Origin of the sequence: Subtercola boreus (assembly GCF_003399625.1) — a bacterium.
GTDB classification, from domain to species: Bacteria; Actinomycetota; Actinomycetes; order Actinomycetales; family Microbacteriaceae; genus Subtercola; species Subtercola boreus_C.
On record NZ_NBXA01000020.1, the window covers coordinates 1 to 16,293 of the forward strand.

Sequence of the window (16,293 nt, forward strand, 5' to 3'; positions counted from 1 at the left end):
CCAGCCACCACAAAGTCAAACACCACACCGAATGGACCCTCCAACAAACCCCCCACGGCACCATCACCTGGACCTCACCCGCCGGACACGAATACACCACCCACCCCACCCCCATCGCACCACCCACAGTCAAATTCGACAACGAGCCCACCGCACACCCACCCTTCTGATGCAGGGCAACGCCGGCGCCACCCTGCTAGCTTTGGGCTCTGTGAATACAGCGGTGAATCCGCAGGAGAGGTCCATTCGATGTCGTCCGATGCCGTTCCGCGTGTCGTCTTCGTCTGCCAGCGGAACGCCGGCAAGTCGCAGATGGCCGCCGCGCTGCTCCGCGACCGGGCCGGCGAGACGGTCGAGGTCGTCTCTGCCGGCACCAACCCGGGGCCGGCCCTGAACGCGCAGTCGGTGGAGTCCCTGGCCGAGGTCGGGGTCTCCGTCGGGGATGAGTATCCGAAAGCCCTGACAGCAGCCATGATCGACGGGGCGGACATCGTGGTCGTCCTCGGCGCAGAGGCGGTGGTCGAGGAGGTTCCGGGTACCCGCTTCGAGCGATGGATCACCGACGAACCGTCCGAGCGCGGTATCCAGGGGATGGAACGGATGCGCCTGGTGCGCGACGACATCAGGGCACGCGTCGAAGATCTCGCCCGTCGCCTGTAGAACAGGTCACGCACGACAGGTGGCTGAGCCTGCGTCTCAGCGCGCCACGCCGCTCGCCGACACCGCCGTGACAAAGGCCAGCGTCGCAGCCACGATCTGGGAGCGGGCGTCGTCGTGCGAGATCGTGGGCTGCCCGTCGCCGGCCTGCGGGCCGTAGTCCCCGAAGAACGCGTGCACGCCGCCCGCGATCTCGACGAACGTGGTGTCGGCCGGAAGGTCGGCTCTGGATGCCCGGATGCTGTCGGGCGTGGCGAGTCCGTCGAGCGAACCCGACACCGAGAGCACCTGTGCGGCGAGGTCGGAACTGTCGCCGGCCGGGTAGGAGGCGTAGAGCAGCAGGGCGGCGACGGGCTCCGAGGTATCGGTGTCGTGAGCCGCGGCATCCAGAGCGGCCACGGTGCCGCCGAGGGAGTGACCGCCGACGATCCACTGGGTGACGGGTGCGAATGCGTCGCGGTCGGCTGCGAATGCTCCCGTCGCGAGGAAGGCGATGCCGAGGGGCTGCTTGGGGATCACGACGAGGTGGCCCGCCTCGGCGAGCGGTTTCAGTAGGGCGGCGTAGGCCCGGGCATCCACTCGCGCACCCGGCTGGAAGAACACACCGGTCGTGCTGATGGTGCCTGTCGGTGTGAAGACGATCTCTGTCGGCGTCTCGCTCACGGTGACGGCCGTGTCTGAGTCCATCGCCAGGAGCGCCGGTTCGACAGCCGAGGACGGCACCAGCCAGACCACGCCGGAGAGCAGACCGATCCCGACGACGAGAAGGATGCCGCGCCCCACCTTGAAGCGCCGCCGCCGCACCGTGCGGGTCAGCCAGGCCCGAACCGCGACGACAGCGCAGGTCACGAACGACCCCACAAGGAGCACGAGGTAGGCCGGATGCCCGTGCACGAGCATCGCACCGGTCAGCACCGCCGCCCACACGCACGCCAGTGCCCCCAACGTGGCGACGACGCGCGCCGCCCAGAGTCCCACCGTGTCGAATCGCGTCACCGCTGCTGCATCCATGTTCCCGATTCTGCCGCATCCGATCGAATCGCATCGCGGAACCGGCGGTGGGAAGACGGTGCGGGATGGATGAACGAGACCGCGAGCCGTTCCGCGCTGAGTCGGCGTCTGCGCACCGCGGGGGCGGGTAGGGTGCAGGGCATGGTCGACACGATAATCACCGTCGAGGGTCACTTCGACTACCACCACCCCGCCGAGCGCGGAACCGCCCGGTTGAGCACGGGTTTCGAGGGCCCCGAGAAGGCGCCGGTGCTGTCGCGCACCACCGAGGTGCACGGCATGCTCGCGAAGCAGGCCGGGCGCCTCCTGGCCGACGGCGCAGTGACCTGGTGGTCGGCCGATCGGATGCGGGTGTGGAGCGACCGGCCGTGGAGCCAGGACGGTGCGATCCTGCCGCTCGTGCATCACGCGAAGGTCGAACTCGAGGTGAAGTTCGCCGATCTGGCCGCCCTGGCGCACTGGATGGAGTCCGTCGCGGCAGAGGAGGGTGTGAGCGTCTCGGGCATCGACTGGGCCCTGACCGACGTGACGAGTGCCCGGATCACAGCCGAAGCGCAGGACGGAGCGGTTCAGGATGCCGTGGCGAGAGCGAGGGCCTATGCGGCAAGCCTCGGGCTCGCGTCCGTGCATCCACTCGCCCTCGCCGATCCGGGGCTGCTCGGTGACGACTCGCTCGGCGGTGTGTCACACGACATGGCGATGATGTCGCGGGTGGCGGGAGGGGCGGCGAACGACGGCGGACTCGACCTCAAACCGCAGGACATCACGGTGACGGCCCGCGTGCACGCCCGCTTCGCGGCATCCTGAGGCACGCAGTTCGGCCCCGCTGTGAATGGTGCTGGAGGGCAGAAATCAGTAGTTGAGCGTCGTCGTCTCGATCTTCGGGTGCCGCGCCCGGGCGATCATGTAGATCGACCAGAGGAAACCGGTGACAAGCAGCAGTGCGACGTTCACACAGAACGGCATAGTGCGCTGGCGGGTCAGAACGACCGTGTGCTCGTCGGCCGAGGCAACCTTCCAACCGCGCTGCAGCAGCACGGCGACCTCCGCCTCGATCTCCGTCACGGTGTCGCGCGAAAAGTTCGACGAGCCCGCCGATTCTGCCGTCTTTCCGGTCAGCGTGCGCTCCCGAGGCTCCGCTGGCTCGGCGGGAGCGAACACGCACGAGCAGTTCGACGCGAACCGACATCCCTTCGCCGGCGCAGCCTGCCGGGCAGACAGCTCAGCAGCCTGCCGGGAGGGACTGACGAGAAGATCGGTGCGGCTCATATCCCTGATTCTATGCGAATCCTGGAGAACTGTTTGACGGAACACAACTAAACGTCGAGCCGGGCCCGCAGTACCTCGATGGACTGCTGGCCGGCCCGTCGCACGTCTTTGTCGCGGTCGCGCAGCATGGCTTCGAGGCTCTGGATGCTCGGAGCCTCGCCCACGGCAGCGATCGCCCGCGCGGCGGCAGAGCGCACCCGGGGGTTCTCGTCGGTGGTCAGCTTCACCAGGTCCCTGGCCGTGCCGACGCCGCGGGCCGCGCACACCCGGGCGGCCATCTCGCGCACCCGCCAGGACTGGTTCGTGAGAGCTGCGATCACCGTCGGTGCTGCCGCGTCGTCCCACACATAGAGGAGGGTGCGCGCTCCCCACACCTCCGGCCAGTACAGCGCGGGTGCGCCTCCCACGATGCCTTCGGCGTGCGAACCGCCGACAACGAGCAGGAACTCCTCGCCCTCGTAGCCTCCGGCGAGCAGCGACGTCGCGCGACGGGCGACCGTCGCAGCGCCCTCGCGCGCGACCGCTTCGTCGAGGCGCCCTTCGAGGGAGTCGGACAGGTCGGGAGTGTGCTCGTTGCTCATCCCCTCAGACTGGCACATTCCCCGCCCGGCTGGCACACTCCCCGCCTGGCTGGCACACTCCCCGCCTAGCGACCGCATCAGCGCCTCGGCGGCGCCGCGGGGGTGGCCCTCACGTGCATCCGTTCGCCCTGGCGGCCGAACAGGCTGAGAAACTCGACAGCGCCCGTGTCTGCCCGCCCGAACCAGTGCGGAGTGTGGGTGTCGAACTCGGCAGCTTCGCCTGCCGCCAGCACGAAGTCGTGCTCGCCGAGTACGAGGCGGAGGTTTCCGCGAAGAACGTAGATCCACTCGAAGCCCTCGTGGGTCCTCGGCTCGGGTTCCGCGCTCCCTGCTGCCGCACCGCCGGCGATGAGGTGCTTGAACGCCTGCAGCCCGGTCGCACCGCGGGAGAGCGGGATGATCGTCTGGCCGCCGTGCCGGATCGGTTTCAGATGGATGCGCGGATCGCCCGTCGGTGGGGCGCCGACGAGGTCGTCGAGCGGCACCCCGTACGCCCGGGCGAGGGGGAGCAGTAGCTCGAGCGCAGGTCGGCGCTGCCCGGACTCGAGGCGCGAGAGCGTGCTCACCGAGATGCCGGTCTCGGCCGAGAGGGCGGCCAGAGTGATGCCGCGTGCGGTGCGGAGGGCGCGCAGCCGGGCACCGACACCCGCGAGCACCCCCTCGGTCGTGGCTGCGGGTGCTCTGGATGTCGCGTGGGAGACCATCCCGCAAGCTTGCCACACCGGCAACAGAGCTTGTTGTTTCGGCCACCTTCATTCGAGGATGTTCGCGGAGGTCATGATGACGAACAGAACAGCTGCGATGGATGCCCGGAACGATGCCGGACGGTATGAAACGGCAGGCGGCACAGTGTGGGACGCGGTCGTGGTGGGCGGCGGGGCCGCCGGTCTGAGCGCTGGGCTCTCGCTCGGGCGCGCACGGCGCACCGTGCTCGTGATCGACGCTGCACAGCCGAGGAACGCCCCGGCCGAGGGCGTGCACGTCTTCCTCACGCGCGACGGCACCCCGCCCGCCGAGGTGACGCGGCTCGGCCGCCTCGATGTGCAGAGGTACGGTGGCGAGGTGCGGCCCGGCACCGTGGTGGCGGTGCGGCGGCTCGAATCCGGCACCACTGTGGCTGAGAGTCCTGCCCGGTTCGCCCTCACCCTGCTCGACGGTTCAGAGGTTCTCGCCCGCCGGCTCGTGGTCACCACAGGCGCGGTCGACGAACTGCCCGACGTGCCCGGGCTCCGCGAGCAGTGGGGGAGGGGGATCATCCACTGCCCCTACTGCCACGGCTGGGAGGTGCGCGACCAACCGATCGGCGTGCTCGGCACCGGGCCGCGCGCGGTGTTCCAGGCGTTGCTCTTCCGGCAGTGGAGCGAGCGCATCACCCTTCTGCTGCACGACGCCCCCGATCCGACCGACGAGGAATGGGAGCAGCTCGCCGCCCGGGGCATCGAGGTCGTGACGGGCCGGGTGGTGCGCGTCGCAGGCGACGAAGGCTCCGGATCCCTGACGGGCGCCGAACTCGAAGGCGGGCGGTTTGTGCCTCTCCGAGCGATCGCCGTCGCGACGCGAATCGTGGTGAGCGACACGCTGCTCTCGCCCCTCGGCGCGGCGGTGGCCGAGCATCCGAGCGGCGCAGGAACGTTCGCCGTGGCGGACGACTTCGGCCGCGCCGCCGATGGCGTCTGGGTCGCGGGCAACGTCTCGAACCCGATGGCGCAGGTGATGACCGCCGCGGCCTCCGGCATGATGGCCGGCGCTGCCGTGAACGCCGACCTGCTGATGGAGGAGATCGCCGCCGCTGTCGCCTCCCGCCGCGCCGTGGCCGCGAGTGCGTGACCGCGGCACCGGGGGCGTTGCTACCAGACGCCGAGGTGGTCGAGCAGGATGCGGGTGCCGATGCCGATGAGCACGAGGCCACCGACGATCTCGGCGGGGCGGCCGAGGCGGGCGCCGACTCGCCGCCCCACCACGACCCCGGCGAACGCGAAGACGGCCGTGGTGAGCCCGATCAGGGCGACGGCGGGCAGGATCGAGACGTCGATGAAGGCGAACGTGATGCCGACGGCGAGGGCGTCGATACTCGTCGCCAGAGCCAGGAGGAGCAGCGCGCGAACCTGGAGCTGGTCGGAGTCCGGCGCGTTGCCGCCGCCGCCGGTGATCGCCTCCCAGATCATCTTCGAGCCGATCAGGAACAGCAGGCCGAAGGCGATCCAGTGGTCGACACCGATGATGTACCGGGCGAACTGGCTGGCCAGCAGCCAGCCGATGAGGGGCATGACGGCCTGGAACGCACCGAAGGTGAGCGCGATGATGAGCGCATGCCGCGGGTTGAACCGGCGCATGTGCACGCCCTTGGTGAGGGCGACGGCGAAGGCATCAGCCGAGACGCCCACGGCGATGAGGAGGAGGGCACCGAATGTCATGGCGGAGAGGGCCTTTCGTCAAGGCCGAACGCCTGTGCTGAGTGGGATGGTGTCCCCGTCGACCAGACAAGCCTGACACACCAGAACGCCTGTTCTCATACATCTGCATGGATACGTCGAGACGTATTTCGGAGCTTGGCGCGCCGAACAAACGTGTTGGAATCGCCTCAGGCGAGCATCCGGTCGGCCGTGCGGAGCGCCAGCGCCATCTGGGCCAGCCCGGGGTTCGCGCTCAGCGAGCTCGGGAAGGTGGAGTTGTCCGAGATCCAGAGGTTCGGGATGTCGTGGCTCCGTCCGTCGCCGTCGACAACGCCCTCGCCGGGGTCGGCGCTCATCCGGCAGGTTCCGAGGGTGTGGGCGGTGCGGGGGAGCACGCGTGTCTCGCGGGCACCTGCGGCCTCGAGGATCGAGGTCATCGTGCCCACGGCGTGATCGTCGATCGCCTTCTCGTTCGGGCCCTGCGTGAAGGTGACCACCGCACGCGGCACTCCCCATTCGTCCCGCTCGTCGGAGAGCACGAGCCGGTTGTTCTCGTGGGGCAGGCATTCGCCGTTGATCCCGATGCCGGCCGAGTACCGCCAGGCATCCAGGGCCTCGACCAGCTCATCGCCCCAGAGGCCGGCACCCCGCACGAGGGAGGTCGCGAAGGTCAGCGGCATCACGCCGAGGCTCTGCAGCAGGTAACCGCCGACGAACGAGGCATCGGCGGGGCGCACGAAGTCCTCGCTGATCAGCGCAGAGGGGTAGCCGCGGTAGCCGCGGATCTGCTCGTCGAACCGGCCCCAGACCTGCACGGCCCCGTGGGCGAGGAAGTTCCGCCCGACCATCCCGCTCGAATTCGCAAGACCGGTGTTCAGCAGCAGGCGCGGCGTCTCGATGCCGCCGCCGGCGAGAACGAGCGCGGCAGACCGCTGGCGGAACTCCTCGCCGCCCCGGCGGTAGACGACGGCGGTGACCCGGCCGAGCGCGTCACGCTCGATGCCGTGCACCATCGAGTCCGGCCGGATCTCGGCGCCGGCCGCGACCGCTGCCGGAAGGTACGTGTTCGCCGTAGTGGCCTTGGTGCCGAACCGCTCACCCTGGTGGATGGAGCCGAGGTTCTGGCTGCCGCGACGGGGTCCGTGGTGGGGCTGCTCGCGGTCGCGGCTCAGGATGGCCGCCGGTGCGTCTGTGGCCCGGATGCCCAGGCGCGCGCATCCGAGAGCCATCAGGTCTGCCGGAGCGTTCCGGTCGACGGGCGGTTCGAGGTAGGTGCGCTCCGCGTCCCAGGGGTACGGCGTCGGGCCCGAGACGCCGATGGTGCGCTCCACGTCGACGATGTAGCGGGTGAGGTCGGCGTGCTCGATCGGCCAGTCGGCAGCGGTGTCTGACGTGGCAGCGGCGTGCGGCCCTGTGCCCGACCCCGTGTGCAGGCTCAGGTCCCGGATGTCGGGGCGGGGCGTGAAGGCGCCCCAGTGCAGGGTGCCGCCGCCGACGCCGAAACCACTGTTGTTGGGGCCGAAGGCCGTCGGAGTCTCGCCGCCGCTCAACCGCTCGGACATCCAGTTGATGCGGGGTGCCTCGACTTCGTCGTTCGTGAAGTCGTCCGGGTCGAGGTTCGGGCCGGCCTCGAGGGCGACCACGCGGAGGCCCCGCTGGGCCAGTCGGGCCAGCAGGGGAGCGCCGCCCGCGCCGGTGCCGACGACGACCACGTCGACGATCTCGTCGTGGTCGTACGTGCGCATGCCGTCGAGCTTCATGCCGACTCCTCTGATTCCTCTGCTGCGACTGCTCGGTCTGCTGCGACTGCTTGGTCTGCTGCGACTGATTCCTCTGCTGCGAATGCATCTTCCGTCTCCAGGCGGCCGAGTCCGGCCGGTTCCCACGGGTCGCGCACACCGGCTCCGAGATTCACATACCCGGGTTCAGCAACGGCGCCACTCGTGGCGAAACCGTCGAAACCCAGCCGGGCCATCGTGGCCGGATGCGCCACCCACGTTCTGGCCAGGTCGGTGCGGAGATCCTCGAACCAGCGCTTCATCTGGTCTGAGTCTGTGCCGGCGCCTGTGCCTGTGCCTGTGTCTGCACCGCCGCCACCGCCGATCGGTTCGCCCTCCAGGATGCGGCGGATGAGGTGCTCCCGGTCGGCTGCGGAATCCGGCCAGGCCCGCGCGATCGCGTCGAGCCCCCGCCGGTAGGCGGAGACGTCGTCGGGAAGCCCCGCGGGCCGCCAGCCGTCGCCGCTGCCCGACGCCAGGTCGGCATCGATGCGGGCGGCGAGGTCGATCCGGCGGCCGTCGGTCTGCGGCACCAGCAGGTCGGCCAGTGCACGGAGCATCTCGAGTTGCGCCAGCGAGAGAGCTGTCGACTGGTAATCCGGGTGGTCGGCGAGCGCCCGCCAGGCCAGCAGCCCGCGCGTCTCGACCGGGGTGCGGTCGGAGGCGATCAGGCGCCCCCACTCGGGCGAGAGCCCGGGCGAGACAAGCACCGTCTCATTCCAGAGCCGGACGATCTCGGCTGCGACCTCGTCCGGCCGTTCGTAGGGCAGCAGGTGCCCGGTGCCGGGGAACGGGACGAAGCGGGCCCGCGGGTACACAGCAGAGAGGAGCTGCGGCTGGGCCGCCGCGCCGAGGTCGGCGTCGTCCTCGCCCGCCAGCACGACCACGGGGAGGTCGAGCACGCCGACAGTGGCCGACACGTCTTCACGGCTCCCGGTTTCGAGCCAACGCCGCCATGAGAGTGGCGATGTGCTCTGCACCTGGGCGAGAGCATCCTGCTCGCGGGTGTCGCCGAGCGGTGAGGCGACGTTCTGGTCGAGGAAAGTGCGCGCATCCGTCTCCGAGAGTGAGCCGTGCTGTGCCCAGCCGAGCATCTCAGAACGCTTGTCGTCGTCCATCGGTTCGGGGGTGGGCGGCGACGGGGCGAGGAGCACCGCGCCGGCCAGCCCGGAGACGTTCGCCCGGCCGCTGAGAACCCGCGCTGCCAGCAGGGCGCCGACCTTGCCGCCCATGCTGTGGGCGACGAGCAGCCACGGGCCGCCATCCGACTCGGTCTCGATGCGGGTGAGTGCGGCATCCACCATCGCCCCGACGGTGGCGTCAGGGGCATCCGGGGCCTGCCCCTGCCCCGGCAGGTCGATGCCGACGACACGGAACCGGTCGCCGAGTGCGTCGGCGATCGGCTCTGCCGCGGCTGCGCCGAAACCGAGGCCCGGGAGGAAGAAGATGGTGCCGTCGACGGCGGTCACGGGGTGACCATGCCCCCGTTGACGTTCAGCGTGGCTCCCGAGACGTAGCTCGACTCCGCTGAAGCGAGGAAGACGTAGGCGGGAGCCAGCTCGGCCGGCTGCCCGGAGCGCTGGTAGGTGCTCTCATCGTCAAAGGCCTCCATCTGCTCGTCGGAGACGCCGCCCGACACCTGGAGCGCCGTCCAGACGGGGCCGGGCGCGACCACATTCACGCGGATGCCGCGGGGCACCAGCTGCTGAGCGAGGCCCTTCGAGAAGTTGTTGACGGCGGCCTTCGTCGCCGCGTAGTCGAGACGGTCGGGGGCCGGCTTGTAGGCCTCGAGCGACGCGGTGTTGATGATGCTGGCGCCTGCCGGCAGGTGAGCGAGCGCAGCTTTGGTGATCCAGAAGTTCGCGAAGACGTTCGTGCGGAAGGTGAGTTCGAACTGTTCGTCGGAGAGATCCTCGATGCGGTCGACGGCCACCTGCTTGCCGGCATTGTTCACCAGGATGTCGAGCCCACCGAGTTCGCGCACGGCCTCCGCCACGAGCTCTCGGCAGCGGGCCGGGTCGGTGATGTCCGCAGCGATCGAGTGGCCTTTCGTTCCGGCTGCTTCGATCAGGCCGAGGATGTGGTCGGCGTCCTCCTGTTCACCGGGCAGGTGCACGATCACGACGTCGGCTCCCTCGCGGGCGAAGGCGATGGCGACAGCTCCGCCGATCCCCGAGTCGCCGCCGGTGATCAGTGCCCTGCGGCCGGTGAGACGGCCCGTTCCCCGGTAGGTCTGCTCTCCGAGGTCGGGCACCGGAGTCATCTTCGCCTGCACGCCGGGCATCGGCTGGTGCTGCACCGGCGGTTCGACGCGGCTGTACCGCTTGACCGGGTCTCCGAAGGTGTACTGATCGTTCGTCGTCATGAATCCACAGTAGAACGGGAGGGCGTCCCGGCCGGGGGCCTTGCACCCCTTCCGATTTCTGGTAGCAGGCGTGTGCTAATGGCCGCGCGCGATCCAGTCCGCGAGCTGGGGCACCTCCCGGCCGATCGTCGTCGAGTCGCCGTGCCCGGTGCGAACGACGGTGTCTGCGGGCAGCGTGAGCAGCCTGGTGCTGATCGACTCGATGATCGTGGGGAAGTCGCTGAACGAGCGGCCGGTCGCCCCCGGACCGCCGTTGAAGAGGGTGTCGCCGGTGAAGACGGTGCCGAGGGCCGAGGCGACGAAGCACACGGCGCCGGGGGAGTGCCCGGGGGTGTGCCGCACTTCGAGGTCGATACCGGCGACGGGGATGATCTGGCCGTCGACCAGGGCGGCGCTCGGGGCAGCATCGGGATAGACCCGGTCCCAGAGCATCCGGTCGCCGTCGTTCAGGTAGACCGGAGCACCGGTTGCGGCCCGCAGCTCGGCAACGGCGTCGATGTGGTCGTCGTGGGCGTGGGTCAGCAGGATCGCCTTCAGCGTGCGGTCACCGATGGCCGAAAGGATCGCCCCCGCGTCGTGGGCGCCGTCGATCACGACGCACTCGGTGTCGTCGCCCACGATCCAGACGTTGTTGTCGACATCCCACGACTCACCGTCGAGGCTGAAGGAGCCGCTCGTCACGATGTTCTCGATGCGGGCAGCCATCAGAGCACCACCACCGAGCGGAGCACATCGCCGCTCGCCATGCTGGCGAAGGCCTGCTCGATAGCGTCGATTCCGATCCGTTCGCTCACGAATTCAGCCAGGGGCAGGCGGCCCTGCAGGAAGAGGTCGGTGAGCATCGGGAAGTCGCGTTCTGGCAGGCAGTCGCCGTACCAGCTCGACTTCAGCGATCCGCCGCGGCCGAAGACGTCGAGCAGCGGGATCTCGAGCACCATGTCGGGCGTCGGAACGCCCACGAGCACCACGGTGCCGGCGAGATCGCGGGCGTAGAACGCCTGGCGCCAGGTCTCGGGGCGGCCGACCGCGTCGATCACGACGTCGGCGCCGAACGTGTTCGTGAGCGCCTGCACGGCGGCGACCACGCCGGCCTCGTCGAGACCGCTCGAGTCGATCACGTGGGTGGCACCGAGCTTCTCGGCAGCGACGAGCTTCTTCGGGTCGCGGTCGATCGCGATGATGGTGGTCGCGCCGGCCAGGGCCGCCCCGACGACGGCTGCCGTGCCGACGCCGCCGCAGCCGATCACCGCCACCGAGTCCCCCCGGCCGACGTTGCCGGTGTTCATCGCGGCGCCGAGGCCCGCCATGATGCCGCAGCCGAGGAGGCCCACCGCGGCAGGGTCGGCCTCCGGGTTCACCTTTGTGCACTGTTTCGCGTGCACCAGGGTCTTGTCGGCGAACGCGCCGATGCCGAGCGCCGGGCTCAGCTCGGTGCCATCCTCGAGGGTCATCTTCTGGGTCGCGTTGAAGGTGTTGAAGCAGTACCACGGCTCGGCGCGCACACACGCCCGGCACTCGCCACAGACGGCCCGCCAGTTGAGCACGACGAAATCGCCCACGGCCACGTTCGTGACGCCCTCGCCGATCGCGCTGACCCGCCCCGCGGCCTCGTGGCCGAGCAGGAAGGGGAAGTCGTCGCTGATCCCGCCCTCCCGGTAGTGGTAGTCGGTGTGGCACACGCCGCAGGTCTCGATGTCGACGACGGCTTCGCCCGGACCCGGATCCGGTACCACAATGGTGACGAGTTCGACGGGCGCGCCCTTCGAACGTGCGATGACGCCGGTCACTGTGCTGGGCATGGTGTTCTCCTTCGGGCCGTGCGCGTGGTGCTGCCGTTTCGGATTCACCCTACCGGCCCCCGGATCGGGCTCCGCCGGGTCGTGAGCTCCGCCGGGTCGTAAACTGTAGCGACGATGAACACACCATCCCGAGCCGAGGTCGAACCGCGGCGGTCCGCTGAGCTCGTGCGGCCCAGCCTGCGGCGTGCCGGGCCGGTCGCGGTGTACGACACCGTGACCGAGGGGATGACCGGTAGGCAGTTCCTCCGCACGAGGCGCTGGTTCGCTTTGATCGCCTCGGCATTCATCTTCGCGGTCGCCTGCGGCTTCCTCGCCAACTGGCAGTTCGACCGCGGCCAGCAGGCGTCGGCCGACAACAGCATCGTCGCCACCAACTTCGCAGCGACTCCCCTTCCGATCGAGCAGGCGCTGCCGACGCTCGGATCGTACGACCCCAGCCAGAGCTGGCAACGGGTGAGCATCGCGGGCGAATACCGGTCCGACGACGAGCTCGTCGCTCGCAACCGCTCCAACGGGGGAGAGAACGGCTTCGAGGTGCTCACACCGCTCCAGCTCGCCAACGGCTCCGTCTTCCTGGTCGACAGGGGATGGGTGGCGCCGTCGGCGAACGACCCGCTGGCTCCCGGCTCCATTCCGCCAGCCCCGACGGGAACGGTGGAGGTCGCTGTGCAGCTGAGGCCGAGTGAGGCTCCGCAGGGCAGCGCGACGGCGGCGGGCAACCAGATCACCTCGATCACCCTGTCGCGGGTGCAGCAGGAGATCGGCGGCGACCTCGCGGGCGCCTTCTACACCGGTGCGTACGGCGTGCTCACGGCCCAGTCGCCGGCGGCGGGCGCAGGGCTCGCGCCGATCCAGACCACCATGCCGGTCGAGGATATCGGAACCCACTACTCCTACGCGATCCAGTGGATGTTCTTCGGGCTGCTCGGCTTCGTCGCCCTCGGCCTCGGCATGCGCTCGGAATTCCGCCGGCTCAACTCCGACGACCCGGAGGAGCGGGAACGCGCGGCCGACCGCCTCCGCAAGCGGGCGAAGAAGCCCTTCACCGACGAGGAACTCGAAGACGAGGAGATCGACGGCTTCCTGCCGCTCACCCGCTGGGGGATCGCCGGGGGAACGGCGCGAGCCATTTCCTCCCCGATCAGCGCGCCCGCCCCGTCGAGTGCACCCGCTGCAGTGCAGTCGCCGGAGGTCTTCGTGCTCGAGGCGCCGCCCGAACCACGCCCCGAACGCTGACCACGCCGGTGCCTACTTGCCAGCGCTCCGCAGGCAAGTAGGCCAGACTGGAGGGGCGGCCGATCCGGGCCGCGCGACCGCGGCTGAGGAGCTCACCATGACCGAACCGAGTGATTCACGCGTCGGCCTGTACATCGACTTCGACAACATCGTCATCTCGCGCTACCAGCAGTTGCACGGGCGGCAGGCCTTCCAGCGCGACGGGATCCGCGACTTCGACCGTTCGAAACGCGACGCCGATCCGGATGTCGCCGCCCGCCTCGCCGCGGCCACCGTCGACTTCGACGCCATCATCGACTTCGCCGCCTCGTTCGGCACCATGGTCGTGAACCGGGCATACGCCGACTGGTCGGTCCCGGTGAACGCCAGCTACCAGCGCCAGCTGATGTCCCGGGCCGTCGACCTGACGCAGCTCTTCACCACGACCACCCGCGGCACCAAGAACGGTGCAGACATCCGGCTCGCCGTCGACGTGGTCGAAGACCTCTTCCGGCTGCCCGACCTGACCCACGTGATCATCGTGGCCGGTGACTCCGACTACATCGCGCTCGCACAGAAATCGAAACGCCTCGGTCGCTTCGTGGTCGGGATCGGCGTCGCCGGGTCGACGAGCACCTCCCTGGCCGCGGCCTGTGACGAGTTCGAGGACTACGACTCCCTCCCGGGTATCGAGAAGGTCACCGTCGTACCGTCGTCCGACGAGCAGTCCGGTGGCACGTCATCCGGCGGGTCGCGCTCATCGCGCCGTCGCCGGTCGGGGACTCCGGATGCCGCGGCAGAGGTCGCCGCGGCAGAATCCGAGCCCGTCGCCGCCGCGGGCGCCCCGCGCCGGGTCTCGACGGTCCCGATGTTCTCGCACGTCGATGACAGTGCGTTCGACGAGGCCGACCAGGCCGACGACGTGGATCCGCAGACCTTCGCAACGGATCTGCTGCTCCGCGCCCTACAGATCGGGCACGCCAAGGGCGACGCCGAGGAGTGGCTGAACACGGGCACGGTCAAGAACCAGATGCGCCGGATGGATCCGTCGTTCAACGAGAAGCCCCTCGGCTACCGTTCGTTCACCGACTTCCTCGCGTCGCGCGACGACGTGGCCGAGCTCAGCGAAGAGGGCCCCCAGCGCCTCATCCGGCTGCGCCCGAGCGCCGACGAGTGAGCTGATCGGCACGGCTGGCCGGGGGAGAGGCTACGGCCTTTTCCCCAGAGTCACATCCTCTCCCGTCAGTGCGGTGCCCGCAGCGAGCGAGATGGGGTTGGCGGTGGCCTGGGAAGACTTGTTCCTCCACCACGTCCTGAGCTGATAGGCGGCCTCGCCGAAGCTGCTGTCGAACTCCAGTGTGTACGAGCCCGCAGGGAGCCCGGTGATCGAGTAGTGGCCCATGCTGTCGCTCACCACACTGTTCCACACACTCCCGTCGGCCGCGTGCGCGGTGATGAAGACGTTGGCGAGCGGCACCACGGGCGGGCCAGCGCCCCGCACGGTGCCGGCGATCGACGCACCCTTCGGCAGGATGATGTCCTTGCCTGTCACCGGTGTGCCGGCGGTGAGCGGGATGACCGTGGCCGCCGCACGCGAGGCCTTCGTGTTCCACCAGATGTTCGCCACATACGTGGGGCTCGCGTTGCTGTAGAACTGCAGCCGGTAGGAGCCGGCGATCAGGCCGGTGAGCGTGTAGGCGCCGTTCGTGTCGGTCGTGGCCGTCGCTGCGTAGTTCGTGTCGTCTCCTGAGTACGCGACCACGGTCACGCCCGACAGTGCCGCGGCGGGTGTGCCCGCGCCCCTGACCGTGCCGGAGATCGAGTTGCCGTGCGGCAGCACGATGTTCTTGCCGGTGACGGCCTGCCCGGCCAGTACGTTGATGGAGTCTGCCTCGGCGCGCGATGCCTTGTTGTTCCACCAGGCATGCTGCACGAACGAGGAATTGCCGGAGTTGCTGAAGGACAGCGTGTACGACCCGGCGGCCAGTCCGGAGACCGTGTACTTGCCGGTCTGGTCGGCGTAGGCGAACCCCGCGTACGCGCCGGTCGAGGAATAGGCGGTCACGGATGCACCCCCGAGCGGCACTGCAGGGTAACCCACACCCGAGATCCGACCCGAGATCGACGCGACCCTGTCGATCACGATGTCCTTGCCCGCCGCCGTCCGGCCGGTCGCCACCGTGATGGTGTTGGCAGTCTCCTGGGTCGACTTGTTCTTCCACCACGTCGAGAACACGAAGGCGGGGTTGTTGGAGATTCCGTAGTTGATCTTCACGCTGGCCCCGGCCGGCAGAATCAGAACATAGGCGCCGCTGGCATCGGTCGACGTCGACGCCACGAACTTCGAGTCTGCGGCGGTGACGGCGAGCACGTTCACGTTCGCCAGAGCGACAGGCGTCGTCCCCGCACCCTTCACGGTGCCCGTGATCGCTGTCACGGTGTCGAGAACGATGTTCTGGCCGGTGAGGGCCTGCGAGGCCTGGACCGCGAACAGATCCGCCGCCTGCTGGGACGGCTTGTTCTTCCACCAGGTCGTCGCAACGTAGGCGGTGTTCGGGTTGTCGAAGCGAAGGGTGTACGAATCGGCCGAGAGCCCGGGGATGGCGTAGGAGCCGCTCGCGCCCGTGACCGCAGACCCGGCTTCGGATCCGGAAGCCCTCAGCGCAGTCACCTTCACGCCTGAAAGGGCGACCGCCGGACTACCCGATCCGCTCACCGAGCCGGCGATGGAGGCCGCCGCGCCCGAGGCGGCCACGTACGTCAGGTTCGCCGCACCCGGCGTGATGGTCTGGGCAACTGTCTGGGCGCTCGGCTTGCCGTCCCAGTAGCCGGGCCGCAGTCCCGAGCCGGCCTTTGGCGCGATGTAGACGGTGAACGCCATCGTCGAGAAGGCAGGCTGGCTGGTGAACGTGGCCACACCTTTCGCGTCTGTGGCGAAGTCGTAGCTGTACGACTGGGTGGTGCTCGTCAGGGAGACGCGGGCCCCGGTGACCGGCTTGCTTGCCGCATCCAGAACCTGTACACCGCCGATCCCGGCTTGTGCCGCCTGAGCAGCCTGCGGAGCCACCAGCGCCAGCGCCAGCAGGCCCAGTACAGCGAGAACGGCCAGAACGAATCGCCGTTCTGCGCGTCGAAAGACAGGTGCACTCATTGCGTCCCCCACAGTCGCGGCTCACCCCCCGGGCGGCGCCGTCGGACCGCCCCGCGGTGGACGACCTCGCCAGT

Annotated in this window: 16 protein-coding genes; 5 read left to right on the top strand and 11 right to left on the bottom strand. The window is 69.4% G+C overall.

Features of this window, described 5'->3' with window-relative positions; genetic code table 11:
- The first annotated feature begins 249 nt into the window (after positions 1-249).
- Positions 250-660: a low molecular weight phosphatase family protein gene (locus B7R21_RS08700; protein WP_116282863.1), complete on the top strand. Its 411-nt coding sequence runs from the start codon at positions 250-252 to the stop codon at positions 658-660.
- A 36-nt stretch (positions 661-696) separates the two neighbouring features.
- Here B7R21_RS08700 and B7R21_RS08705 read toward each other — a convergent pair whose 3' ends face one another.
- Complete coding sequence (locus B7R21_RS08705) at positions 697-1,668, bottom strand: alpha/beta hydrolase (RefSeq protein ID WP_116282864.1); 972 nt, start codon at positions 1,666-1,668, stop codon at positions 697-699.
- A 141-nt stretch (positions 1,669-1,809) separates the two neighbouring features.
- On the opposite strand from B7R21_RS08705, the gene B7R21_RS08710 reads away from it, so the two are divergent.
- The gene (locus B7R21_RS08710; RefSeq protein WP_116283008.1) at positions 1,810-2,475 is read left to right on the top strand and encodes an SIMPL domain-containing protein; all 666 of its coding nucleotides are present in this window, start codon (positions 1,810-1,812) and stop codon (positions 2,473-2,475) included.
- Between the two features lie 45 nt (positions 2,476-2,520).
- Here B7R21_RS08710 and B7R21_RS08715 read toward each other — a convergent pair whose 3' ends face one another.
- The 3 genes from B7R21_RS08715 to B7R21_RS08725 all read right to left on the bottom strand — a co-directional run bounded on the left by B7R21_RS08715 (position 2,521) and on the right by B7R21_RS08725 (position 4,222).
- The gene (locus B7R21_RS08715; protein ID WP_116282865.1) at positions 2,521-2,937 is read right to left on the bottom strand and encodes a hypothetical protein; all 417 of its coding nucleotides are present in this window, start codon (positions 2,935-2,937) and stop codon (positions 2,521-2,523) included.
- A 47-nt stretch (positions 2,938-2,984) separates the two neighbouring features.
- On the bottom strand, positions 2,985-3,518 hold the full coding sequence (locus B7R21_RS08720; protein WP_116282866.1) for a HEAT repeat domain-containing protein: 534 nt from the start codon (positions 3,516-3,518) through the stop codon (positions 2,985-2,987).
- 77 nt (positions 3,519-3,595) lie between these two features.
- Complete coding sequence (locus B7R21_RS08725; protein ID WP_116282867.1) at positions 3,596-4,222, bottom strand: helix-turn-helix domain-containing protein; 627 nt, start codon at positions 4,220-4,222, stop codon at positions 3,596-3,598.
- Positions 4,223-4,298: 76 nt separating this feature from the next.
- On the opposite strand from B7R21_RS08725, the gene B7R21_RS08730 reads away from it, so the two are divergent.
- Positions 4,299-5,345, top strand: a complete 1,047-nt coding sequence (locus B7R21_RS08730; RefSeq protein WP_253259718.1) for an NAD(P)/FAD-dependent oxidoreductase — start codon at positions 4,299-4,301, stop codon at positions 5,343-5,345.
- Between the two features lie 20 nt (positions 5,346-5,365).
- Here B7R21_RS08730 and B7R21_RS08735 read toward each other — a convergent pair whose 3' ends face one another.
- The 6 genes from B7R21_RS08735 to B7R21_RS08760 form a co-directional block, all read right to left on the bottom strand.
- Positions 5,366-5,932 (bottom strand): manganese efflux pump MntP, encoded by a 567-nt coding sequence (locus tag B7R21_RS08735; RefSeq protein ID WP_116282868.1) that lies wholly within the window; start codon positions 5,930-5,932, stop codon positions 5,366-5,368.
- 167 nt (positions 5,933-6,099) lie between these two features.
- Positions 6,100-7,671 carry a GMC oxidoreductase gene (locus B7R21_RS08740; protein WP_116282869.1) on the bottom strand — a complete coding sequence of 524 codons (1,572 nt, stop codon included), beginning with the start codon at positions 7,669-7,671 and terminating at the stop codon, positions 6,100-6,102.
- Entirely contained in the window at positions 7,668-9,158 is a 1,491-nt protein-coding gene (locus B7R21_RS08745) for an alpha/beta fold hydrolase (RefSeq protein WP_116282870.1), read from the bottom strand. Before B7R21_RS08745 ends, B7R21_RS08740 begins: the two co-directional genes overlap by 4 nt.
- A complete protein-coding gene (locus B7R21_RS08750; protein WP_116282871.1) occupies positions 9,155-10,054 on the bottom strand; it encodes an SDR family oxidoreductase in 900 nt (299 codons plus the stop codon). The genes B7R21_RS08745 and B7R21_RS08750 overlap by 4 nt, the downstream gene beginning before the upstream one ends.
- 75 nt (positions 10,055-10,129) lie before the next feature.
- The gene (locus tag B7R21_RS08755; protein WP_116282872.1) at positions 10,130-10,759 is read right to left on the bottom strand and encodes an MBL fold metallo-hydrolase; all 630 of its coding nucleotides are present in this window, start codon (positions 10,757-10,759) and stop codon (positions 10,130-10,132) included.
- The gene (locus B7R21_RS08760; protein ID WP_116283010.1) at positions 10,759-11,853 is read right to left on the bottom strand and encodes an S-(hydroxymethyl)mycothiol dehydrogenase; all 1,095 of its coding nucleotides are present in this window, start codon (positions 11,851-11,853) and stop codon (positions 10,759-10,761) included. Before B7R21_RS08760 ends, B7R21_RS08755 begins: the two co-directional genes overlap by 1 nt.
- A 114-nt stretch (positions 11,854-11,967) precedes the next feature.
- Between B7R21_RS08760 and B7R21_RS08765 the strand changes: the two genes are divergently transcribed.
- Positions 11,968-13,089 carry an SURF1 family cytochrome oxidase biogenesis protein gene (locus tag B7R21_RS08765; RefSeq protein WP_116282873.1) on the top strand — a complete coding sequence of 374 codons (1,122 nt, stop codon included), beginning with the start codon at positions 11,968-11,970 and terminating at the stop codon, positions 13,087-13,089.
- A gap of 97 nt (positions 13,090-13,186) precedes the next feature.
- Positions 13,187-14,245, top strand: a complete 1,059-nt coding sequence (locus B7R21_RS08770) for an NYN domain-containing protein (RefSeq protein WP_116282874.1) — start codon at positions 13,187-13,189, stop codon at positions 14,243-14,245.
- A gap of 30 nt (positions 14,246-14,275) precedes the next feature.
- Here the strand turns inward: B7R21_RS08770 and B7R21_RS08775 are convergent, their stop codons facing one another.
- On the bottom strand, positions 14,276-16,219 hold the full coding sequence (locus tag B7R21_RS08775) for a carboxypeptidase regulatory-like domain-containing protein (RefSeq protein ID WP_116282875.1): 1,944 nt from the start codon (positions 16,217-16,219) through the stop codon (positions 14,276-14,278).
- Positions 16,220-16,293 lie beyond the last annotated feature (74 nt).

What these genes read in the sequence shown, in the direction of transcription:
- B7R21_RS08710 (WP_116283008.1), top strand. Translation starts at nt 1,810, where the DNA reads ATGGTCGACACGATAATCACCGTCGAGGGTCACTTCGACTACCACCAC.
- B7R21_RS08700 (WP_116282863.1), top strand. Translation starts at nt 250, where the DNA reads ATGTCGTCCGATGCCGTTCCGCGTGTCGTCTTCGTCTGCCAGCGGAAC.
- B7R21_RS08735 (WP_116282868.1), bottom strand. Translation starts at nt 5,932, where the DNA reads ATGACATTCGGTGCCCTCCTCCTCATCGCCGTGGGCGTCTCGGCTGAT.
- B7R21_RS08725 (WP_116282867.1), bottom strand. Translation starts at nt 4,222, where the DNA reads ATGGTCTCCCACGCGACATCCAGAGCACCCGCAGCCACGACCGAGGGG.
- B7R21_RS08750 (WP_116282871.1), bottom strand. Translation starts at nt 10,054, where the DNA reads ATGACGACGAACGATCAGTACACCTTCGGAGACCCGGTCAAGCGGTAC.
- B7R21_RS08730 (WP_253259718.1), top strand. Translation starts at nt 4,299, where the DNA reads ATGACGAACAGAACAGCTGCGATGGATGCCCGGAACGATGCCGGACGG.
- B7R21_RS08715 (WP_116282865.1), bottom strand. Translation starts at nt 2,937, where the DNA reads ATGAGCCGCACCGATCTTCTCGTCAGTCCCTCCCGGCAGGCTGCTGAG.
- B7R21_RS08765 (WP_116282873.1), top strand. Translation starts at nt 11,968, where the DNA reads ATGAACACACCATCCCGAGCCGAGGTCGAACCGCGGCGGTCCGCTGAG.
- B7R21_RS08740 (WP_116282869.1), bottom strand. Translation starts at nt 7,671, where the DNA reads ATGAAGCTCGACGGCATGCGCACGTACGACCACGACGAGATCGTCGAC.
- B7R21_RS08705 (WP_116282864.1), bottom strand. Translation starts at nt 1,668, where the DNA reads ATGGATGCAGCAGCGGTGACGCGATTCGACACGGTGGGACTCTGGGCG.
- B7R21_RS08720 (WP_116282866.1), bottom strand. Translation starts at nt 3,518, where the DNA reads ATGAGCAACGAGCACACTCCCGACCTGTCCGACTCCCTCGAAGGGCGC.
- B7R21_RS08775 (WP_116282875.1), bottom strand. Translation starts at nt 16,219, where the DNA reads ATGAGTGCACCTGTCTTTCGACGCGCAGAACGGCGATTCGTTCTGGCC.
- B7R21_RS08755 (WP_116282872.1), bottom strand. Translation starts at nt 10,759, where the DNA reads ATGGCTGCCCGCATCGAGAACATCGTGACGAGCGGCTCCTTCAGCCTC.
- B7R21_RS08760 (WP_116283010.1), bottom strand. Translation starts at nt 11,853, where the DNA reads ATGCCCAGCACAGTGACCGGCGTCATCGCACGTTCGAAGGGCGCGCCC.
- B7R21_RS08770 (WP_116282874.1), top strand. Translation starts at nt 13,187, where the DNA reads ATGACCGAACCGAGTGATTCACGCGTCGGCCTGTACATCGACTTCGAC.